Below are 24055 nucleotides of genomic sequence, written 5' to 3'. Positions count from 1 at the left end.
AATAATTATTTTAACCATACTCTCATCAAAGAGGATAATTGTTCAACATTTACAGGCTTGGTTATATAATCTGATGCGCCTGACTCAATGCAGCGTTGTCGGTCTCCTTTCATAGCCTTGGCGGTCACAGCTATTATCGTTAAATCCTTATGTTTGATGTTTTTTCTAATTATTTTCATTGTTTCATAACCATCGAGTTCCGGCATCATGATATCCATCAAGACAATATCAATTTTCAGGTTCTGATTTAGAATATCAATAGCTTCATGTCCGGATTCGGCGCTTATTACATCCAGTCCAAAACGTTCCAGAGCTGTGGTTAAAGCAAATAAATTTCGAACATCGTCATCAACCAGCAATACTTTTTTGTTTATGAGAACATCTTCTTTCAGGTAATATTTTTCAATTCTTTCTCGCATACTTTCAGGAAGATCTTTATGCAAACGATGCATAAACAAAGCGGTCTGGTCTACTAATTCGTCAATAGAAACTGCACTTTTTGTAATAATATTGTGTGCAAACCTGCTTAGTTTACTGCGTTGCTTTTTATTTACATCTCCTGCAGAGTGTATAATGATTGCGGTTTCCTGTCCTGCAATATTATTCTCGAGATCACTAATAAGATCAAGCCCGTCAGCATCAGGCAATGCCAGATCTAAAATAATACAATCAAATGATTTTTCAGCAATTAGTGCTACTGCATCTTTTGCTGTCAGCGCTGTAAAAATCGAAATATCCTCACCGGAAACTGATTCTACAATGCGTTGTAATTCACTTTCGTTATCATCAACAATCAGAAGGTTTTTTTCTTTTTTGTTTTTGAAATTATGAATGTCATTAAACAGCGAAGTCAGTGCTTCATTTTTTACCGGTTTCAGCATGAAATTCCTTGCGCCGCGTTTCAGTCCTTTATTTCTTTCGTCTTCTCCTGAAATAATATAAACAGGAATATGGCGTAGCGTGAAATCGGTTTTTAACCTGTCCAGAATTTTCCATCCGCTGGTATCAGGCATGTTAAGATCCATTGTTATAGCATGTGGCTGAAATTGGTTTATAAAGTCAATAACATCATTTCCTTTAGTCGTTACAATGGCTTTTATGCCGTGCTGATGCGCTCTTTCGAGCAAAACTTTGGCAAAAGTCACATTATCCTCCGCAATTAAAAGAATTTTATCATCAGGTTTAATATCTGTTCTGTCATCGCCAACTTCATCTACAAAATACAAATCGATATCTGATGTATTGAAACTAGCAGAAGGAAGTGATTTTAAACGGCTTTTTCCGGCATGGATTACATTGGTTTCCTCATTGACCGTAATATCTTCTAATTCCGGAATATGTACAAATTTCAAAGGAAGGTAAAGGGTAAATTTACTTCCAATATTGGTATCACTTTCCAGTTCGATGCTTCCTCCCAATAAATCCGAAAGACCGCGGCTGATCGATAATCCCAAACCTGTTCCTCCATATTTACGGCTTGTAGAACCTTCTGCTTGCTGGAATGCCTCAAAAATAATGTTTTGTTTTTCTTTGGAAATTCCAATTCCCGTATCCGAAATTTCAAACGCCACAACTGCTTCAGCGTTGTCCAGACTAATGTTTTTGGTTTTCCAGGTATTATTGGCTTTGTAAATATTCAGTGTAACTTCTCCTTTTTCAGTAAACTTGAACGAATTGGATAAAAGGTTTTTCAGAATCTGATTTAGCCTTTGCGAATCGGTTTCCATAACCTCTGGCAGATTTTCATCCATATTGATTTCAAAATGAAGATGTTTCGCCTGAGAAATAGGGTTGAAGGTAGATTCTACAAATCGGCTGATTTCAGCAAAACTAATCGGATTATAATCGACAGAAATATATCCGGATTCAATTTTAGAAAGATCCAGAATATCATTGATTAACTGGATAAGGTCATCTCCGCAAGAGTTGATGGTGATGGCGAACTGAATTTGTTTTTCGGATAAATTTCCGTCTCTGTTCGCAATCAATTCGTTAGCCAGAATCTGTAAGCTGTTTAGCGGCGTTCTTAACTCATGCGACATATTGGCAAGAAACTCCGATTTATATTTTGAAGTAAGGGTTAACTGATCTGCTTTTTCTTCCAGCGCTTTACGGGCTACCTCAACTTCCTGGTTTTTAAGCTCAACTTCTTCTTTTTGATTTGCCAATAAAATAGCTTTCTCTTCCAGTTCCTCATTCGTATTTTTCAATACTTCCTGTTGGCTTTTCAGCTCACTTGCCAGTGATTGTGATTGTACTAATAATTCTTCGGTTCTTGAATTTGATTCAATGGTGTTTAATACAATACCAATACTTTCTGTTAGTCCTTCAAGGAAATCTAAATGCGTCTGGCTAAAGGTATCAAGTGAAGCCAGTTCAATAACAGCTTTAAGCTGGCCTTCAAAAAGAACAGGCAGGATAATAACATCTTTTGGTTTTGCATCTCCCAATCCTGAATTGATCCTGATGTAGTCTTTAGGAACATTACTTAAAATAATTCGTTCCTTTTCGACCGCAACCTGACCAATAAGTCCTTCGCCCATAGCGTAGGAGGTAGGGGAATTTTTTCTTTTGATATAAGCATACGAAGCAATTAAATTCAGTTTAGAATCCATAAATTCTTCGCCTTCTTCAAGAATATAGAAAAGTCCGTGCTGCGCAGTAACAACGGCAGCAAGTTCAGACAGGATTTTTTTAGTAACGGCATTAAGTTCTTTTTGCCCCTGAAGCATCTGTGTAAATTTAGCTAAATTCGATTTCAGCCAGTCTTGCTCCTGATTACGTAAAGTGGTTGCTTTAAGATTATAAATCATTTGATTTATAGTATCTTTAAGAGCTTCAACTTCACCTTTTGCTTCAACACCAATTGTTCGAGTTAAATCTCCTTGTGTTACCGCAGATGCAACCTCAGAAATCGCACGTACCTGAGTAGTAAGATTTGCTGCCAGCTGGTTTACGTTTTCGGTTAGGTTTTTCCAGGTTCCTGAAGCTCCCGGTACATTTGCCTGTCCTCCCAGTTTTCCTTCTGCACCCACCTCACGTGCCACTGTAGTTACCTGATCAGAGAATGTAGCCAGCGTATCAATCATTTCGTTGATCGTATCGGTTAGTTGTGCAACCTCGCCTTTAGCATCAATAGATAATTTTTGTTTTAGGTTTCCTTTTGCTACAGAAGTTACAACTTTTGCGATTCCACGAACCTGACCCGTTAAATTTGAAGCCATTACGTTTACAGAATCCGTTAAATCTTTCCAGGTTCCCGCAACACCTTTTACCTGAGATTGTCCTCCAAGTTTTCCTTCTGTACCTACTTCACGCGCCACACGCGTTACCTCAGATGCAAAAGAATTCAGCTGTTCTACCATCGTATTAAAAGTATTCTTTAGATCCAGGATTTCTCCTTTTACGTCAACGGTAATTTGTTTCGAAAGGTCACCATTTGCCACCGCTTTTGTTACATCGGCAATATTACGAACCTGTCCGGTTAAGTTAGATGCCATTTGATTCACGGAATCTGTTAAATCTTTCCAGGTTCCTGCAACACCCGGCACGAATGCCTGACCGCCCAGTTTACCGTCAGTTCCTACCTCACGTGCCACGCGAGTTACCTCAGAGGCAAAGGCACGAAGCTGATCCACCATGGTATTTACAGTTTCCTTCAATTGCAGAATCTCTCCACGTACGTCGGCGGTAATTTTTTTCGACATATCACCATTTGCCACGGCAATCGTTACCTCAGCAATATTACGTACCTGAGTGGTTAGGTTACCCGCCATCTGGTTCACGGAATCGGTTAAATCCTTCCAGGTTCCTGCAACTCCGGGAACATTTGCCTGTCCGCCCAGTTTTCCTTCGGTACCAACCTCACGTGCCACACGGGTTACCTCAGAGGCAAACTCACGAAGCTGGTCTACCATAGTATTTAAGGTTTCTTTTAACTGAAGGATTTCCCCACGAACGTCAACCGTAATTTTTCGGGACATATCTCCATTTGCCACGGCAATCGCCACATCGGCAATATTACGTACCTGAGCCGTAAGGTTCCCTGCCATCTGGTTCACGGAATCGGTTAAATCTTTCCATGTTCCGGCAACTCCGGGAACATTAGCCTGTCCGCCCAGTTTTCCTTCGGTTCCTACTTCTCGTGAAACCCTTGTTACTTCTGAGGCAAAGCCACGAAGCTGATCCACCATCGTATTAATTGTATTTTTAAGCTCTAAGATTTCTCCTTTTACGTCAACGGTAATCTGGAGCGATAAATCTCCTTTTGCTACGGCTGTTGTTACTTCGGCAATATTACGTACCTGTCCGGTTAAGTTGGATGCCATCTGGTTCACGGAATCGGTCAAATCTTTCCAGGTTCCACCAACACCTTCAACTTGTGCTTGCCCACCCAGTTTTCCTTCAGTACCTACTTCACGTGCTACACGGGTTACCTCAGAGGCAAACGAATTCAGCTGCCCCACCATGGTATTAATCGTATTTTTAAGCTCTAAGATTTCTCCTTTGGTATCAACGGTAATCTGACGTGATAAATCGCCTTTTGCTACCGCAGTTGTTACCTCGGCAATATTACGCACCTGTCCGGTTAAGTTGGATGCCATCTGATTCACGGAATCCGTTAAATCTTTCCAGGTTCCTCCAACACCTTTTACTTTTGCCTGTCCGCCCAGTTTTCCTTCTGTACCAACCTCAAGTGCCACACGCGTAACCTCAGACGAGAAGGAGTTCAACTGATCTACCATGGTATTAATGGTTTTTTTGAGCTCCAGAATTTCCCCTTCGGCTACAGCCGTAATTTTTTTCGAAAGGTCACCATTTGCTACGGCAGTTGTTACCTCGGCAATATTACGCACTTGACCGGTTAAGTTGGATGCCATCTGGTTTACGGAATCGGTTAAATCTTTCCAGGTTCCACCAACACCTTTTACTTTTGCCTGACCACCCAGTTTTCCTTCAGAACCTACTTCACGCGCCACACGCGTTACCTCGGCACCAAAAGAGTTCAGCTGATCCACCATCGTATTAATGGTATTTTTTAGTTCCAGGATTTCTCCCTCAACGTTTACCGTAATTTTTTTAGATAAATCTCCTTTTGCTACGGCAGTTGTTACCTCGGCAATGTTACGTACCTGTCCGGTTAAGTTGGATGCCATCTGGTTCACGGAATCGGTCAAATCTTTCCAAACTCCACCAACACCTCGTACTTTTGCCTGACCTCCCAGTTTTCCTTCAGAACCTACCTCACGCGCCACACGCGTTACCTCAGACGAGAAGGAGTTCAGCTGATCTACCATCGTGTTAATCGTATCTTTAAGCTCGAGGATTTCTCCTTTTACGTCAACGGTAATTTTTTTCGAAAGATCTCCTTTTGCTACCGCTGTTGTTACATCGGCAATATTACGAACCTGACCTGTTAAGTTCGATGCCATCTGATTCACGGAATCGGTCAAATCTTTCCAGGTTCCTCCAACACCTTTTACCTGCGCCTGTCCGCCCAGTTTTCCTTCGGTACCTACTTCACGCGCCACACGGGTCACCTCAGACGAGAAGGAGTTCAGCTGATCCACCATGGTATTGATGGTATTTTTTAATTCGAGGATTTCTCCTTTTACGTCAACGGTAATTTTTTTAGATAAATCTCCTTTTGCCACCGCCGTTGTTACATCGGCAATATTACGAACCTGACCAGTAAGGTTACTCGCCATTTTATTTACAGAATCGGTCAAATCTTTCCATACACCGCCCACACCACGCACTTTGGCCTGACCACCCAGTTTACCTTCTGTACCTACCTCACGTGCCACACGCGTAACCTCCATCGAGAAAAGGTTCAGCTGTTTCACCATTCCGTTTACCTCTTTGGCAATCCTTAAAAATTCTCCCTGAAGCGGATTCCCTTCAATAGACAATGGCATTTCCTGTGACAGGTTTCCTTTTGCTACTGAGGTAATTACGTGCGCTATTTCAATCGTTGGGTGAACCAGATCTGAGATCAGTGTATTTACAGAATCGACACACGAACTCCAGGAACCGCGTGCACCATCCAGAACAACACGATTGGTTAATTTTCCTTGTTTACCAATACTTTTTCCTACTTTCTGAAATTCAAAAACCATCCTTTCGTTCAGGTCAATAATTTCGTTTAAAGTATCGCAGATCGATCTTTTTATTCCGTTTTGATCGGTAGGAAAACGCTGGGAGAAATTACCATTTTTAACTTTTAGTAAAATTTTTAAAAACTCCGCATCACTCAGGATAGATTCCTCGTCAGGATTCTTTTTTTTGCTTTTGCTGCCAGTAGTATTTTCATCTGTTATAACAGGCAGTGCAATGAGCAACTTATCGTCTGGTATTTTGTCGATATGTTTTGTTTTTTTCATAGCTAGGTGTACGTTGGTGTAGGATTAAGTTTTTGATTTTGGGTTTTGGTCTGCTATTGGTAAATATTTTTTAAGATTTAGAGATCGGCATTTATTAAAATTTTCCGAAGGTGAAACTGCACAAAGGCATCCATTGAATCCGGTCTTTTGGAATTATCCGTATAATTTAATGGTTTAATGATATATCCTGAAATCCCTAATTCTTCTGCGGTTATCCTGTCATTACTTTCTGATGACGTGGTCATGATAAAAACTTTCAGGTCTTTTAGTTCTTCATCAGATCTTAGAATTTTAAGAAACTCTATTCCGTTCATTCTCGGCATGTTAATATCTAAAAGAATAACGTCCGGAACGAGCGGTTTATTTTTATCCCGCAATAAATTAAGCGCTTCAAGACCATTGTAAGCCGTATGAAGAATATAGGTGATTTCTAATTTTTTTAAGGAACGTTCTACAGAAATAGTGTCCAGTTCATCATCTTCAATTAGTAAAATGTTAGGTGTTCTCATGTTATTTATTATTTCGCCATGTAAAGGTAAATTCAGTGCCTTCGCCCAGCTTTGATTGAACATAGATGTTTTCTCCCTGTTCGTCAATAATTTTTTTAACTATCGCCAATCCCACGCCGGTACTTTCTACTTCATTTTTCTCTCTCAGGGTCTGGAAAATTTCAAATATTTTTTGATGATATTCCTGATCAATGCCAATACCATTGTCTTTTATTGAAAATTCGTAAAAGCTGCCCACTTTTTTGCATCTTATTTCGATGCGGGCGTTTTCCGGTTTTGCATATTTAACAGCATTGCTTATCAGGTTAGAGAATAATTGTTCGAGTTTAAGACGTTCTGTATAAAGCTCAGGAAGCTGATCAATAGTAAGTATGAACGTTCTTGGTACGATCAATTGGGTAATGTCAGCAACCAGCGTATTGATATTTACCTGTTCAGAAGGAGTTTTACGATTGATACGCGCATAATCCAGCAAACCATTAATCAGCGCTTCCATACGCTGGGTTCTTTTAGGTATTATGTCCAGATAGTTTTTTAGATTTGGAGAAACCTCTTGCGAAAAATCTTCTTCGATCCAGGTAATAACGTTGTATATACCTCGCAAAGGTGCTTTAAGATCGTGGGAAACTACGTAAGCAAATTTGTTGAGTTCCTCATTTTTGTTTTCCAGCTCATGAATGTTTTTTTCAAGCCTGCGCGACATAATATTCAATGAGGCTGCAAGGGCACTCAACTCATCGTTTCTATAATCTTCTATAACTGTGAATTTTCCTTTTGAGATCGTGTCTGCAACCTGAACCATAGAGTTGATTCGGTTAGTGATCATAATAACAATATAAATGATGCTGCAAAAGCCTACAAATATGGTTAGCGATAAAAATATTAATGAAAATATTCTGGTTTTCTCTAACGAATGCAACAACATCGTACTATGGTGTTTTCGTGTTTTGTATTCTATTTTGTCAAACCTTTTAAACTTTTGGGTAATATTATCGTTTATATTCTTGCCATAATGTTTTTTTAATCCGGTTTCAAAAAGTACCTCGTACGACTTTGTATTTTGATTTCTTGCCTGAATTAATTTAGAAGTATAAGCCAGCCATTGATTGTGAAGTACGCTGATCGAATCGAGAATTGACCGCTGGGTATTATTTTTTCCAACAAGGATTTGTTGCTCCTGAAAAAATTTCGGTACTGTTTTAATCCCCTGATAATATTCATCTAAAAATGTAGTGTCGTTAGTAAGGAAATATCCGCGTACGGCACTTTGCATTTCAAGAATTGCTCTATGCGTTTTGTTTGAATTTCTAATTATAGCTTCAGATTTAGAAAGGAATTGCGAATTAAGCTGTACTTTTTTCGACATATTGTAATTGGTATACGAATCTGCAATAGAAAGTAAAATTACAAGAGTGAATGCCCACAATATTTGAGTCGATAGTTTCATTGTCTTCCTCTTAAAATAAAATGAAGTTGAACCTTAATTCAATAATAAAAATAGCAAAAAAAAGAAGACATTTAAAAAATAGCGCAGATATAGGATTAGGTATAGACATGTATTATATGATATAATAACTAAGAATTTTTTTTAATTCATTAAAATCGCTTGGTTTCGAAATATATTCGTTGGCACCGTAATTTTTTGCTTTTAATATTACTTCATTCAATTGAGAAGTAGAAAATATTATGATAGGAATATTTTTGATGATATCCTGTTTTTTTATTTCAGTTAAGAATTCAAATCCGGACATTACCGGCATATTCAGGTCCAGAAAAATAACATCCGGCTGAATTTGTTTTCCAATTAATTTGCGTAAAGCCTCAACAGGATTCTGCATGCCTGTATAAGCAGCGCCTGAAATTTCCTGAACGGCTTCCATAAAAAATTCACAATCGTCGATATCATCGTCGATTTGAAGTATGTTTTTGTATATCATTATATTTTTGGGTTTAATTATAAAAGACAAAGCTTTTGCTGAAATGTATAAGTAAACCGAAAATTAATGTGGAAATAATAGTGTAAAGTTTCGTCATATATAGGTTGGTTTAAAAAAAATATAAGAAAGAAAAGTACTATTATGATTGTAATAGTTCTTATATAATTTCAGTTTAATGTTTTATAATTCTCATGTATGATTATTGTTCATATAAAAAGCCGATGAAATTATCTCATCGGCTTTTTGTTATATTGTTAGTCCGGATCTGGCTTTACATCAGGAAAGTTCCCGGTTCCTGTTCGCTCTTATCGTATTCTCCTTCAGGATCATTTTCTGAATCCAGTTCTTCCCAATCATTTTCGTCGTACTCAGAATGCATATCATCTTCAAGATCCTCTTCCAGATCTCCAAGCTCTAAGTTGTAATGATTACTGGCTGTTAATTCTGCTTCAAAAGCGCTGTCCAGATAATCATCGTAATTTAATAATAGTTGTTCTTCGTAATATGTCATATCGCCTGCAGATTCTTCAGACCCAAAAAAGTAATTGTCGGATTTCATAAATATAGGTTTAAATTAATAGTGTACCAATGTTCTAATTATTCAAATAGAATATAATTTAAAAGTACAGGATATATCCAAAGACTATTTTATACAATTTTAAAGAAGGATTGTTAAATTCTCATCTTTACAATATAATCTTATATATTATTTATCTAAAGTTGATTTTATCCAATTAACTGTTTCTGTTGTCTTTGATTTCATTATTACAGTGAGGATAATATAATAAAGCAATGCAAAACTGTAAAGCCAATGGGTGTTCTATATCATAATTTTGGTTAATGAAGCACAGGAAAATTGATTTGCAGTTTCTGCCTCAATGATTAAAATGAAAAAGACGGATGGCATAATTAAAATCACATAAAAAATGAAAACAACTACAAAACCTGTTCAGGCATTATATGCTTATCAGCAAACAGATATTAATAATATACTAGACCAGCTTGAAAATGCTTCAAATTTAAAGCTCTTGTATCAACTGCCTACAGGCGGAGGAAAAACAGTTGTGTTTTCAGAAATTGCCAGACAATTCATGGAACGTTTTAATAAAAAGGTAATGATCCTGACGCATCGCAAGGAATTATGCACACAGACTTCTAAAACGCTGAAAAATATGGGAGTTGAAAATCGTGTTATAAACAGTACAAGCGGTAACCTTAAAGCAAACTGCGACTGCTATGTTGCTATGGTAGAAACATTGCGTAACAGGATAAAGTCGAAAAAAATAAAAACCGCAGATGTTGGTCTTGTCATTGTAGATGAAGCCCATCATAATTCTTTCAGGAAATTAATGGGGAGCTTTAAGAAGGCTTTTGTGATTGGGGTTACTGCAACACCTTTTAGCTCTGATATTACCAAACCTATGAACAGTCATTATAAGTCACTGATTTCAGGCGAGAATATCTCGAGCCTTATTGAGAAGGGTTTTCTGGCCAAACCCACATCATATGTTTATGAAGTAGAACTAAATTCACTGAAAACAGGTTTGCATGGCGATTACACAGTTAGTTCATCTAATGATCTTTACAGTTCTCCGGTGATGCTGGAACTCTTATTAAAAGCGTATAAAGAAAATGCTGCGGGAAAAAAGACACTGATCTTTAACAATGGAATTGCGGCTTCACAAAAAGTGTATGAAACTTTTACAGATGCCGGTATTTCGATTAAACATCTGGACAATAAGTGTTCTGATCAGGAAAGAAAAGAAATTTTAAAATGGTTCAAAAAAACGAAAGGGGCTGTTTTGACTTCTGTTTCTATTTTGACTACCGGATTTGATGAGCCAACGGTACAGCATATCATACTAAACCGTGCCACGACTTCTATAACATTATACCACCAAATGATAGGACGCGGCGCAAGAAGTCTGCCTTCTAAAAAAACTTTTGGAATTATCGATCTTGGCAATAATATCCAGCGATTTGGCAAATGGGAAGAACCGGTTGACTGGCAAAATGTTTTTGATCATCCTGATGTATTTGCGAAACAGCTTCATTATCAGGGAGGCGGCACATCAGCCGTGCAGTCGCATGGATTTTCGGCAGAACTGCGAGCGCGTTTTCCTAATACACTTGAAATGACTTTTGATATTGAAGAACAGTATCACGAAGTGCTGCATACGGATAAAAAGCCTAAAACAGTTATTCAGCAATCTATAAGACAGCAGGCAAAAATGTGTCTGGATAATGCGGGCACTTTATCAGAAGCTTTGTTTCTGGCCGAAGCATTATTACCTGAAATTGAATGGCGGGTTAAACAGTATGTAAAATGCCTGGAAAATGCCAGCACAAATTATAAAAAGTGGCTGATAGAGGATTATCAACAACGCCTTAAAGGACTAATCATAAAGTTGTTTCCAAAGATAAAAGCCGCTTAACGGCATTGATATATCTTCTGGTACTATAATAAAATTTGTAAAAATAGCGCAATATTAATAAATTATTAAATGACCAATTAGCAAAAAATATCAAAAGAGGTTTATTATACTTTTGTAAGGGTCTTCTTTAACAATTTAAAAGTATATTATGAGTTCTAATTTGCTAATTTGCTTGCGTGCAGGAGATGATTCCAGTTTTAAAGAAATCTATGACTTGTACCATTTTAAAGTTTTTTGTTTTGTTAAAAAATATACATCCCAGCTTGCAGATGCAGAGGATGTAACACAAAATGTATTTATTCATCTCTGGAAATACAGAACAAAATTAGATCCGGGAGTAGATATAGAAGCCATTTTGTTTAAAAGTTCAAAACAGGAAATTTCGAAATGGTATAAAAAACAAAATAAGATATTTTCAGTCGAAAACGATCAGCTTATTAAGGAGCTTGATACCGTATCAGAAACAGAAGAAGATATCACTGCAAAATTAGAACAAATAGAATATCTCTTAAATAAAATACCTGCAAAGAGAAGAAAAATTTTTAGCCTTCATAAATTTGAAGACCGAAGCTACAAAGAAATTGCGGCAGAAATGGATATGTCTCAAAGTGCTGTGGCCAACCAAATTTCGAAGACCTTGCAATTTCTTAAAAAGAACGCTGTAAAAAACCATGAACTCTATTGGTTTGCCTTATTTTTTATTAGTCAGTCAGAATTAGTATCCTGATTCAGTCTTATTTTTCTAGTTTATATCAACTGCCGTTTTACGCTATTTTATGTAGTGTGATATTTTATTGTACCTAAAAATCAAGGTTGGCATAATGCGCATTTACATTAAGAAAACGTTAATAGTAATGTTGCCCCATGATATTTGACAGAGTGAAAATCTAATGTAGTTGAATCGGTAGATTTTACCCGAGTTTTTAAATATTAAATGTTAATTGTAAATGGGATCCAGAAAATTAAAAGAAGAATGGAATGAAATACCTAACAGAGGAATTCTTCCGGATGAAACTAAATCACGTATGTGGAACAATATACGGAATGTTACCATTGATAAATATAAAGGTTTTTATAATTGGACTGCAGTTGCCTGTATTGTATTTATTTTTTCGATTACAACTTATCAGATTTTTACGCAGCTGGATAAAAATAAAAGCCAAATCGAAATCACAGCAACAAAAACATTCAAAAATGATGTCAGGCTTTTGTGTTTATCAGATGGAACCAGGGTTTGGCTTAATGAAAATTCTGAAATAGAATATCCTGTTACATTTTTAAAACACGAAAGAACGGTCACCTTAAAAGGAGAAGCTTTTTTTGAAGTAAAACGTGATCCTTCACGACCTTTTATTATTACATCAGGAGCGATAAAAACAACTGTTTTAGGAACATCCTTTAATATAAATGCATACAATGACAACAAACCGGAGGTAAATGTAAGAACCGGGAAAGTGCGGGTTGAAACCGTGCAGAACATGGTTTTGCTTGAGAGAGGTTATAAAGCAACTTACGGAGCAAAAACGGCAACTTTATTAAAACAAAAAACAACGGTATTAGAACCTGAATGGAAAAAAGTACTGATTTATGTTGACGGATTAACGCTGGAGGAAGTTCTGGATAAACTAAAGTCAGATCATCAGTTTGAGGTCAGTTATCTCGATAAAGATCTAAAAAACCGGACCATACAAGGAACTCTTGATACAAGGCAAGGTTTATATGAGATGCTTCAAACCATTGCATTTGCGCTGGAAATCAAAATTAGGTCTACAGGCAATAACACCTATTTGATCAGTAAATAAACAAAACTAGATTTTAGAAAACTATTGTGGCTTAGTCAGGCAAAAAATACTTGCTTGTTAAGCGACAGGATAACTGTAGCATTTACAGAACGATATTGACCCAAATATTCAAATTAAAATAATTAAAATAAACTAACAATCATCAATTATGAACAATGACTTTTCCAGGCAATTTGCCTTTTGGATTTTATTTTTTGGCTTTTTCTGCGGAGTAAATACTATTTATTCACAAACCGGAACTGTATCGGTTGATTTTAAAAATTCGTCACCACAAAAAATCATCGATAACTTAAAATCCCGTACGCCATATCAATTTGTTTATCAAAAAGATCTGGATTTAAGTCTGCCATTAGTAACACTTAAAAAAGATAATGTTTCGATAGACGAAATTTTAAATGATTTACAAAATCAGACCAACTTAAATTTTAGAAGAAACGAGAATAATATAGCCGTAAACAGTAAGGATTCCGGCAAAAAAAAAAAGAAAGGAAAAATTACTGGTAAAGTTGTAGACATCAACGGACTTTCGTTACCTGGTGCCAATATAAAAGTGGCTGAACTGGGTTTGGGAACGCAATCAGACATCGATGGTAATTATGTTCTGGAATTAGAGCCTGGCGAATATACGGTTGAGATTAGTGTAATCTCTTTTCAAACACAAAAAATTACGGCTGTTAAAGTTCTGGAAGGCGGCGAAACTCCGCTTGTAGTTTCTTTAAAAGAAGATGCAGAATCACTGAAAGAAGTTGTAATTGTTCAAAATTACAAACAGGCAACTGCATCAGTTCAGGGAATGTTGCTGCAGCAAAAAAAGGCAGCGCAGTTTTCTGATGGTATTTCGGCAGAGCAAATTGCCAGAACACCGGACAAAGATGTGGCAAGTTCGCTTAAACGTATCACGGGTGTAACCACAATTGACAATAAATATGTGGTGGTTCGCTCGATGGGAGAAAGATGGAACCAAGCTGTAATGGATGGTATTACACTGCCAAGTACAGATGCTTATCAGCAAAACTTTTCTTTTGATATTATCCCAACAGCAATGGTAGAAAGTATTGTGGTTAGTAAAACGGCTACTCCGGATATGTATGCCAATTTTGCCGGAGGATTTGTAGAAGTAAAAACCAAAGATATTCCTAAAGAAGATTTTACAAGTGTTTCTGTAAGTACGTCTTATAATAGCCGAAGTGTTTTTAAAGAAAGACTTACCAAACAAGAAGGAGATTATGATTATTGGGGTTTTGATGACGGGAGACGTGATTATCCATCCAACCTGGCCTCTCTGGATGTGCCAAAAACCGAAGCTGAATCCGGACCTTTTATAGAACAGTCTAAACGATTTACAGAAGATAATTTTTCGACTTATAAAACCTATGCAGCACCGGGAACTACGCTTCAGTTTGCTTTAGGACGCTCTTATGAATTAAAAGATAATAATAAATGGGGATTTGTTGGGTCTTTGATCTTTAAGAATACACAGGAAAAATTAGAAATCGAACATACCGAAAGAGGAAACTTTATGAGCAATTCACAATTTGGTCAGGAAGGAGAAGAAGGCAGGGAATATTCGGTTTTCGAGAAATTCGGTTTTAGAAACAGTGGAGCTAATTATTCGTATAACAGTACTTTAGGCGGAATGTTTAATACTGCAATTCAGTTAGGCAGCAATAAAATAACAATGCGTAATACCGCAATGCATATTTACAACAACCAGCTGACTCAAATAACCGGATGGAGAGATAATGTAGGTGCTGAAGAAATCGTAAACGGTACGGCACTTCCTTATACATCCGAAACAAATTACCCGGTTTATCAAACTTTTATCCAAAGTAAACTCGAAGGAAATCACGAATTTGGTAAATTAAAACTGGATTGGTATGCGGCTTACGGCAATGTTACAAAAGACACAAAAGATGCTACTTTTATCGATACCTACCGTAAAAAAGTAGGTGATGACGAATTACTTTACCATCAGGTTTATAATAGCACGAGCAAGTTTCCGTTTAGCAGGGACAACTATACCAATGATGAAAATGATTATAACTGGGCTGTTAATCTAAATTTTCCCTTCGACTTCAGTGATACTTTCACCAATACGATTAAGGCGGGTTATTTTGGTACTTATAAAAAAGCTACAAACCAGCAGGTTTCAAATGCAATGGTCGTTGTAGGGCAGGGAGCTGCTGTGGATCGTGCAGATGTTTACGGACCGCTTTCTGAATTACTGGACGGTTCTAAGTATTATTATGGTGGTTTTGGCTGGAGAAATTACGGACGTTTTGGTGACAAATACGAAGGTGATGTCAAAATACATTCTCCTTATGTAATGTTAGACAACAAAATAAATAATTTATTCAGACTGGTTTGGGGTGTGCGTGCAGAGAGTTATATCTATACTCAGATTGCAAGTCAGGCAGAATCTGCAAGTGATTTTATAACAGATCAGAAAGACGATAAAAAATGGCAATTTTTACCTTCTGCCAGTTTTATTTTTAGCCCGACAAATAAAATGAACCTTCGTTTAGGATATAACAGATCTGTGTTAAGACCTCAATTTTCTGAACGTGTAAGTATACCTTATTTTGACCCGATACGCTCTGCAAAAATCTATAACTATTCAAACGGAATGGTTTCCAGCGTTGCTGATAATTATGATTTTAAAATGGAATGGTTTCCGTCTGGCGGAGAAATTTTATCTTTTGGTGTTTACCATAAAAATATAGACAATCCTATTGAAGCTGTTGGTAATTATACGCCTTCAAAAATCAGGAATATCTACAATCTTAACTCTAATAATGCCAAATTGTGGGGAGTTGAAATGGAATTTTATAAAAGCTTGTCTTTTTTAGGAGAAGGAGAAACCCTGAAAAATATATTTGTTTATGGTAATGCCGCTTTCAACGATACAAAAGTAACATCGTATGTAAACCTGGACGGAACCGGCGGATTATATGAAGCCAACAGACCATTATACGGGCAATCACCTTATACCTATAATCTGGGATTAGATTATGTAGGCGAACGATTTGGGTTTAGTCTTAGACACAACGCTATTGGAGATCAGTATATTCTGGTAGGTTATGCCTATGAGTCTGAAGAAATAAGAATGCCATATGCCGTAACAGATGCTCAGGTGAGTTATAAATTTTTTAAGGAAAGAAATCTGGAATTAAAGTTCAGTATTAAAAACATGTTTGATGCCGGCATTGAAACCTATAACAATACAAACAGTTATTCGCATATCGAGGAAGTTCCGTATGGTTCAAACCCACGAGATCGTTACAGTCTTGGCGCTCATGCAACAGATAAATATGATGAAGATATTGATCAGGTTGTATTTAAGGCGTGGAGTGGCAGAACGGCATCACTGTCTCTTAATTACAATTTTTAAGCACACAGATCACCAAACAGAGGGCTATAAATCTTAAACATTAAGAAACCGTTAACAATAAAAATCAGGGATGATATTTTAAGTTTTCAAAAGCTAATGTATATAGTTGTAAGTATTAGATTTCTTTTTGTTTAGTGCATTAAATAAAAAACAGAGAAAAATACTTTCAGATGGTCTTTTAAAATCGAAGCAAAAACTGTTGCTCTTTTTATGTGAAAATTTTAAAAGGATGGAAAGCGAATCTTCACTGCGATAAAAAAAACCTAAGAGTGAAAGAGATATTTAGGTATAAACCCCGATGGTAAAGCGGGACCGTTTATAGAAAAGGATCTTTACCAAAAAAGAGAAAGACCCAAGGAAAGATATTTTGCTGCTCTCTCCAAAGGTCTAGTTTGTAATAGCGGCAAATATAGCAATAATTAAATTATTATGAAAAATTTTTTTCTATTCGCAATGGTAGCTCTGTTAGTGAGCTCTTGCCAAAATGATGATTCTTCTGCAGATTCTTCTTTTTCTATGAAGGCTTCAGGTGCTGATTACACAGGATATCCAGCAACAGTTCAGACGGTAAGCGGTGCTATTACAACCAATACTACATGGACAAACGACAAAGTTTGGGAAATTGACGGAGTAATTACTGTAAAAGATGGTGCTAAACTTACTATTCAGCCAGGTACTTTCATTAAGGCAAAACCTTTAGCTCCGGGAGTAGCAACAGGAGTACTTGTTATTACAAAAAGTGGTCAGATAGACGCTCAGGGAACAGCTACTGCGCCAGTAGTTTTTACAAGTTATAATTTATTAGATGGCAACGCAAATACAGTAGCATCTCCGGGAGATTTTGGAGGTGTAGTTATATTGGGTAATGCTGAAGTAAACAATGGTTTGACTACAAACATTGTTGAAGGATTAGACGATCAGGCTAATTTTACTGAATTCTATTATGGTGGTACAAACAATGCTCATAATGCAGGTTCATTAACTTATGTACGTATCGAGTTTGCCGGACGTATTTTAGATACTGATATCGAAATCAACGGATTAACATTTGCAGGTGTAGGTAACGGAACAGTAGTAAACCATATTCAGGTTTCGTACGGAAGAGACGATTCTTATGAATTTTTTGGAGGTACTGTAAATGCAACTCATTTAGTATCATTTGCTGCTGATGATGATAATTTTGATTTTGATCTTGGTTACACAGGTTCAATTACAAAAGCAATTGCAATTGCTGACAGTAATTCTACGCACAGTTTAAGCGGAGGAAATCCTGATTCTAACGGTATCGAATTAGATAATAATGCAGGAGGAACTGTTACAACACTTATCACAAGACCAGTTATCTCTCAATTATCAATCATTGGTGTAAGTTCTTCAACTGTAGCTGCATTATACGAAAATGCAATACACGTGCGCAGAGCAGGTAAAATTTCATTGACTGATGCAACAGTAACAGGATATAAAACAGGAATTAGATGGGAGTCTCCATCTGTACCAAGCGGTTCTACATGGTTAAGAGTATCAATTCATGGATTCGATAACCCACTTTTACCAGCAGGAACTGTTTTAGGAGGTATTGGTAACGCTACCTCTACAGTAAACCCAGCTACAAAATGGTCACTTAGCCAACCGTTTTTTAATGATGGTCCATTAGATTTTACAGGAACTACAGGAGCATTTAAAACAGAAGCCAATTGGACAAGCAACTGGACTAAGTTTACAAATTTTTAATTAGGTTAAATTATTAAAATTGAACATGGGCAGAATATTTCTGTCCATGTTTTTAAAAATAAAAAAAATGAAAAAAAATCTACTTTTATTATTATTTATTATGGTTTCGGCTGTATCATCAGCACAATTTACAGTTTGGGAAGATGATTTTGATGATGCCGATGCTTCAGACTGGATCTTGCTTGATAAAGATGGCAACGGAAGTAACTGGATTGCCAGAAAAAATATCAAACTAGACGAAAATAATGTTATTGTAGACGGTACAGCTTCTGTTTTAGGAAACTACAATATAGATTTAGCAACCGCATCGCCTTTAGAAACTTTAGAAGATAACTTAGCCATATCTCCAGTTCAGGATTTATCATTTTATTCCGGTAAAGTGTCACTGGTTTTAAATGCTCAACCTAGTGCTTACGACAGTAATCAGGAATTATCAGTATATGGATCGACCTCACCGGATCCGGCATCATTTACACTAATTGGTAAAATTATACTCGAAAGACTAACCATTGATGAACCTGAATTTAAAGATTATTCAATAGATATATCTCAGTTTTCAGGTCAAAGTGCAGTATATATAGCATTGGGAAATAATACGACGACAGGTTTTATTGGGTATGAAATTGATAAAGTTACTATAAATGCCGAAGCACTTTTAGGACTTGATGATCTTGAGTCAGCAGCAAATATTTGCAGGCTGAATCAAAATCCGGTTCAGGAATATTTAGATTTAGAATTAGGAGAACAATTTCAAACAGAGGAAACAACTGTAAAAATTTACAATTCTATTGGTTTATTAGTAAAAGAAACACCTTATAAAAAAGACAATTTAACTGTTGGTGAGTTAGCACAAGGAGTTTATTTTCTTTTAGTATCCAATAATAATAGAACAGCAAAATTAAAATTTATCAAAAAGTAAAATCGTCAAAGTTTACACTTTTTCGATAAACCAGTTATTACAATACAAAAAAAAGAATATGAAGAATATATTGACAAGGGTTTTAATTTTCTCGATTTCACTGGCTTTTTTTGCATCATGTGCTAATGATGATCTGACTTCTTTATATGGAAATGAAAAAAATCAGCCCGGAAAAGTAGTGATTATAGGATACAGTGCATTAAATGATTCGATACAAATAACGGTAAATGGCAAACCGGTAGAAATAGGAAAAGAGAAACGCACCGCTTTTGTTAAAAAAGTCGAGAAAGATTATGAATTCGTGTATCATGGTGACGAAGAGAAAGTTTTTGAGTTTACCAATAAAACAACAAAAGAACTGTTGCGAACGTACCATTTTAGTGCAAAAAAAGTAAAAGATACCCTTTCTTTCTTTGCTAAAGAAAATATTTGGCTGGATAACGTTGTTTCTTTAAAACCAGGAGTTTTAAAACAAACAGGTTATAACGGATATAAATTTATTTTTCCTACGCTTAACTTGTATTCAAAAACAGGTTATAATGGCAAATTAGACGGGATTATACGCAAACTTAATGGTCAGCTTTTGGGAGTTGTAGAAAATATAAGCAAAGATCAATATAGTGCATTCATCGAGTTTCCGTTTAGCTCACCGCCAACAATTATAATGGAACTTGTTAAACACGGTACAACAGAATCGTATGTTCCGGGAAAAAAAATAACGCTGAATATGACCATGTCCGTAAATAAATCAAAATTGATAATATTAGAAGAAAAAAAGGATGCCAATGCTGCTTTTTCTGGCGTAGACGGAACCCTGAACCTTACAGATTATTTTGTTTTTAAGTAATTAAATTTCCTGTTGTTGCAGAAAAAGTCAAAATCCGGATGTATAAATTTCAAATGTTTCAAATGAAGAAATATCCTTCAGTTCTCATTTTACCATTATTTTTTTTGGTAACTATTATTTTTTCGTGTACATCAGATGATCCTTCTGTTCCTCTTTATCAGGAAGGTTCAAATGAATATGTAAATGACTGGATGTATCAGCAAATGAAAAAATACTACCGCTGGAGTGCGACAATGCCACAACAAAATGACTTATCTGTGAATCCAAAGCAATATTTTGCAGGATTATTACAAAAGGATGATATTTATTCTTATGCATTACATCCTGCATTACCTGAAACGGCGCCACAAAGCCTGAGAAGAAAATTTGGATTTGACGTGTCATTTTTTGAGTTTGAAGGAAAAACTTACGGCGCAATTTTATATGTATTAGCAGATTCACCGGCGCAAAAAAGCGGACTGCAAAGAGGACAACTCATTACTAAAATAGAAGGAACAGGGCTGGATCAGGGAAATTACGATAGATTGTATCAAAACATGATTGCTGCATCACAATTAAAACTAGAAATAAGTTCTTATACCTCACAATCCGGTTTTTCGGCATTAAAAGAAGTTTCCTTATTGCAGGGATATAGTTTTTTACAGCCCGTTTCATATCAAATAATCCAGGATAAAAACACCAAAATTGGATATGTCGAAATTCCGCATTTTGATGTTGGACAAGCACAATTGTTTCTTCCCGTTTTTCAGGAATTAAAAAGTAAAGGCATCACAGAGTTAATTATAGATTTAAGATATAATGGAGGAGGAGATATCGCCGCCGCCGCAGCATTAAGTATAATTTTAGCACCTAATATCAAATCGGGCGATCTGTTTATAAAATTTGAAGCAAATGCCAACGGAGGCAATATAGATCAGTCCTTTTTGCAGGCATTAGAAAGCAATGAATCCAAAATAGGTTTTGATGCTTTACGCAACGTTCATCCGTCGATAAATAAAGTGTATATTTTATGCGGAAACCGTACTGCATCTGCATCAGAACTTATTATTAATAATCTCAAACCCTATATGAATGTTGTAACTATAGGAGAAAAAACATTTGGCAAAGATGTAGCCGGATTTCCTGTTGAAGATGACCGAATTCCGGGAACTAAAGGATGGATATTATATCCTTCGATCTATAAATTATTCAATTCCAGACATGAAGGAGAATATTCTAAAGGAATTAATCCAACTATTTATACCAATGAACTTCAGGGACCAGAAATTTTTACCCTTGGTAATCCGTCAGAAATTTTATTAAAAACGGCATTAAACACCATAAACGGAAATACAGCAAAACAAAAAACATCAACATTAAGGTCATTACCACTTTCTGTCATTACTACAGATGCTGATCCCTTGCTGCATATAATACCTTAATTTAAAACGATATTATAATTTAAAAGATTTTTAAGGACTATGCAGGGAATTGACAATAGGGAGCATCGAAATTTATTGGATGTGTTTTATAAATATGAGCAAATGTCTGTCATTGACAAAAATAATGTGACATCTGAGGAGTATTCCAAAATTCAAAAAGACATGGAAGAACTCGCTGCATTATATAACAACTTTAAGTTCCTACTCGCTGAACTAAAGAAATGTGCGAAAGATTATGAACTCAAAAAAAAGTCTACCAGAAGTATGCTGCACAAACGAATTCGACTTTTAGTTGCTAAACTTCAAAAGAGAAATGTTACTGTATAATTCAGTCAAAAGATAAAATTTATTTAAACCTCAATCCGTAAAGCAATTGAGGTTTTTTTATGTTTTGAATAAAATTAAAAAGGAAGTTGCGATAACATTGATCGAATATTTCCTAAAACAAGTTTAGGTTCCTCAAGCTGGATAAAGTGCCCGGATTTTATTGTTGTAATGTGTTTAAAATTGGTTATTCCAGTCTTAAGAGCTTCCTTAGAATCGTACCATAACTGCCTGTCTGCAGCATTATGTTCAGCATCTATTTTCATACTCGTTATGGCAAGAACCGGAACATCAGGTAAATTGGGCAATGTTGCCGCATATTTAAAATCTTCAATTAATTGAAGCGTTTCTAATGCTATACCGGAATTTGCCCCATACATTGTTTTATAATTTGTATAAAAAGTATTGATCTGATCCTGCGAAAAATGATTGTATTTTTCGTGAGAAGCATCAATAAATACCAATCCCGCAACCCTTTCTGGATTTTTTATGGCATAATCCCTAATAATCAAACCTCCTAACGAATGCCCGACAAGTACAACTTTTCTGCCGTTTGCAAATTGATCGATAACAGTTTCTAATTCACTTCTTAATGTATTGATATTTCTGGGTTCCGTATTAAATTCTGATTTTCCGTAACCGGCCCTGTCATATAATAAAACATCAGAATCTAAAAAATCAGCTATAGAAAAAATTTCAGAAGATTTTCCGGTGCTGTACCAGGATGTATGATCATTGCCATGACCTGATTCAAAAACAACCAGATATTTTGATTTTTTTGATACCGTATATGCCATCAGTTTGTGAGTTCCTAAATCTACCGCAGTTTCCTGATAATCTGTATTTCGATTTTTATAATCGTCAGAACAAGAAGCAGAAGAGAATATAGAAATAAGAATTATAAAAACAGCTAACAGTCTAATTTTAATGTTTTTATTTGGGTTTAATTTTCGGAGTTCTTTTTTAAGGATCATGGTAGTTTAATTCGTTTTTAAAGTAAATTCGATACAAATATTAGTATCATTTACCAATTAAAAGTTCTGATTTATGAATCAGAACCTCTTTTAAACGAACTATAATCTACAAACCCATTCAGCTGCAAAAAATCAAAATAACGATAATGAATTATACCAAAGCAAAATTTGCTTTTTTAAATTCTGATGGCGTTTGATTGGTTCTTTTCTTAAAAGTGGTATTAAAAACTGTTTTAGAATTAAAGCCCACTTCAAAAGCAATTCCAATTAAATTTAAATGCTGCATATTAGGATCCTGGATCATTTTTTTGGCTTCTTCGATTCGGTGCCCATTAATAAATTGATAAAAATTTTCGTCAAAACCTTTATTGATAATATAGGAAAGCTGATGAGATGAAATATCCAATTGCGAAGCCAATTTAAAGACGCTCAATTCAGGATCTAAAAAAGGTTTTTTAGTATGCATTACTTCAATTAAAATCAATTTCATTTCTTGTAGTTCAACATCCGGAATTAGTTTTTTCTGATTGCTTTCTACATTAAAATTCTCTTTTATAATACTATCAATTTCTTTTTTTTCATGTTGATTAAGTTCTGAAATTTCTTTTTGTTTTAAAGCATAATAAGCAATATAAAAAAATCCGGCAAGATAAATTACACTCGCAAACTGGTCAAATAAAATATTTGTTCTGGCTAATTTAAAAACATTGTCAATTAGCCAAAGAACCGTAATTAGTAATACGCAAACTACTACTTTTTGTAACCATTTTAAGTTAATTGCAGCCGCATTTGAGGTATACAAAAACAAGTTTTTTTGATAGGAGCTGATTTTTTTATACGCTAAAACGCAATACGAAATAACCTGAATACAAAACACCAGATTAAAAAATTTAAGTATAACAGCAGCATTTTTTATATCGATGTCAGTTGGTGGTTTTACCTCAATTAGTACCGAAAGACAAAGTAACATTAGCACGATAACAGCAAATGCAAAATGAAAATGATCCTTTAGTTGCCATTTTCTATTAGGTTGAATAAAATAAACTACACTAAAATAAAAAACAGGAGCTACAATAAAATCTGTCAGGCCCAGAAAATCATTTAAGAGCATTCTTGTTTTCATAAACTCAGTTTTTTCTAATAAGTCATTAAACTGAATAATAAAAACACATACAATAAAAGCCCCAAACCATCGATTTGATTTGGTGTTTACCTGATTAATATTTGCAAAAATTAAAAATGCCAGTAATAAAGTTGTTCCTGCAACAAAAAAGCTAACTATTTGATCCATTAAAAAGCATTTTTTAAGCTCATATAAGTTGTTCTGTAAAGGATAAAATTACTAAATATATGAACCCAACTTATCGAACTTACCAAATTAA

16 protein-coding genes are annotated in these 24055 nt (G+C 35.6%); 9 read left to right on the top strand and 7 right to left on the bottom strand.

What is annotated here, in order from left to right; genetic code table 11:
* Nucleotides 1-5 precede the first annotated feature (5 nt).
* The 5 genes from BXU01_RS00395 to BXU01_RS00375 form a co-directional block, all read right to left on the bottom strand.
* A complete protein-coding gene (locus BXU01_RS00395; protein WP_083691192.1) occupies nucleotides 6-6383 on the bottom strand; it encodes a HAMP domain-containing protein in 6378 nt (2125 codons plus the stop codon).
* Between the two features lie 77 nt (nucleotides 6384-6460).
* Nucleotides 6461-6892: a response regulator gene (locus tag BXU01_RS00390; protein ID WP_083691191.1), complete on the bottom strand. Its 432-nt coding sequence runs from the start codon at nucleotides 6890-6892 to the stop codon at nucleotides 6461-6463.
* 1 nt (nucleotide 6893) lies between these two features.
* Nucleotides 6894-8339 (bottom strand): ATP-binding protein, encoded by a 1446-nt coding sequence (locus tag BXU01_RS00385; RefSeq protein WP_083691190.1) that lies wholly within the window; start codon nucleotides 8337-8339, stop codon nucleotides 6894-6896.
* 112 nt (nucleotides 8340-8451) lie between these two features.
* The gene (locus BXU01_RS00380) at nucleotides 8452-8829 is read right to left on the bottom strand and encodes a response regulator (RefSeq protein ID WP_055092641.1); all 378 of its coding nucleotides are present in this window, start codon (nucleotides 8827-8829) and stop codon (nucleotides 8452-8454) included.
* Nucleotides 8830-9100: 271 nt separating this feature from the next.
* Nucleotides 9101-9388 (bottom strand): hypothetical protein, encoded by a 288-nt coding sequence (locus BXU01_RS00375; RefSeq protein ID WP_083691189.1) that lies wholly within the window; start codon nucleotides 9386-9388, stop codon nucleotides 9101-9103.
* Nucleotides 9389-9755: 367 nt separating this feature from the next.
* On the opposite strand from BXU01_RS00375, the gene BXU01_RS00370 reads away from it, so the two are divergent.
* From BXU01_RS00370 to BXU01_RS00330, 9 genes are all read left to right on the top strand, one after another.
* The gene (locus BXU01_RS00370; RefSeq protein WP_083691188.1) at nucleotides 9756-11264 is read left to right on the top strand and encodes a DEAD/DEAH box helicase; all 1509 of its coding nucleotides are present in this window, start codon (nucleotides 9756-9758) and stop codon (nucleotides 11262-11264) included.
* 148 nt (nucleotides 11265-11412) lie between these two features.
* Nucleotides 11413-11991, top strand: coding sequence for an RNA polymerase sigma factor (locus tag BXU01_RS00365; protein WP_055092633.1), 579 nt, complete (start codon nucleotides 11413-11415; stop codon nucleotides 11989-11991).
* A 220-nt stretch (nucleotides 11992-12211) separates the two neighbouring features.
* On the top strand, nucleotides 12212-13066 hold the full coding sequence (locus tag BXU01_RS00360; protein ID WP_083691187.1) for a FecR family protein: 855 nt from the start codon (nucleotides 12212-12214) through the stop codon (nucleotides 13064-13066).
* Nucleotides 13067-13214: 148 nt separating this feature from the next.
* Nucleotides 13215-16457: a TonB-dependent receptor gene (locus BXU01_RS00355; protein ID WP_083691186.1), complete on the top strand. Its 3243-nt coding sequence runs from the start codon at nucleotides 13215-13217 to the stop codon at nucleotides 16455-16457.
* Between the two features lie 429 nt (nucleotides 16458-16886).
* Nucleotides 16887-18188 carry a hypothetical protein gene (locus BXU01_RS00350; protein ID WP_083691185.1) on the top strand — a complete coding sequence of 434 codons (1302 nt, stop codon included), beginning with the start codon at nucleotides 16887-16889 and terminating at the stop codon, nucleotides 18186-18188.
* Nucleotides 18189-18255: 67 nt separating this feature from the next.
* The gene (locus tag BXU01_RS00345) at nucleotides 18256-19107 is read left to right on the top strand and encodes a T9SS type A sorting domain-containing protein (protein WP_083691844.1); all 852 of its coding nucleotides are present in this window, start codon (nucleotides 18256-18258) and stop codon (nucleotides 19105-19107) included.
* A 58-nt stretch (nucleotides 19108-19165) separates the two neighbouring features.
* The gene (locus tag BXU01_RS00340; protein WP_083691184.1) at nucleotides 19166-19954 is read left to right on the top strand and encodes a hypothetical protein; all 789 of its coding nucleotides are present in this window, start codon (nucleotides 19166-19168) and stop codon (nucleotides 19952-19954) included.
* A 62-nt stretch (nucleotides 19955-20016) separates the two neighbouring features.
* The gene (locus BXU01_RS00335) at nucleotides 20017-21375 is read left to right on the top strand and encodes a S41 family peptidase (RefSeq protein WP_083691843.1); all 1359 of its coding nucleotides are present in this window, start codon (nucleotides 20017-20019) and stop codon (nucleotides 21373-21375) included.
* A 102-nt stretch (nucleotides 21376-21477) separates the two neighbouring features.
* On the top strand, nucleotides 21478-21702 hold the full coding sequence (locus BXU01_RS00330) for a hypothetical protein (protein WP_255373670.1): 225 nt from the start codon (nucleotides 21478-21480) through the stop codon (nucleotides 21700-21702).
* A 74-nt stretch (nucleotides 21703-21776) separates the two neighbouring features.
* Here the strand turns inward: BXU01_RS00330 and BXU01_RS00325 are convergent, their stop codons facing one another.
* Together BXU01_RS00325 and BXU01_RS00320 are read right to left on the bottom strand one after the other, a co-directional pair.
* The gene (locus BXU01_RS00325) at nucleotides 21777-22673 is read right to left on the bottom strand and encodes an alpha/beta fold hydrolase (RefSeq protein WP_123773897.1); all 897 of its coding nucleotides are present in this window, start codon (nucleotides 22671-22673) and stop codon (nucleotides 21777-21779) included.
* Nucleotides 22674-22824: 151 nt separating this feature from the next.
* A complete protein-coding gene (locus tag BXU01_RS00320; protein WP_083691182.1) occupies nucleotides 22825-23964 on the bottom strand; it encodes an AraC family transcriptional regulator in 1140 nt (379 codons plus the stop codon).
* Nucleotides 23965-24055 lie beyond the last annotated feature (91 nt).

The sequence above is a fragment of the [Flexibacter] sp. ATCC 35103 genome (assembly GCF_001975985.1).
In the GTDB taxonomy this organism is placed as follows: Bacteria; Bacteroidota; Bacteroidia; order Flavobacteriales; family Flavobacteriaceae; genus Flavobacterium.
This window is presented reverse-complemented; position numbering and strand designations above follow the sequence as displayed.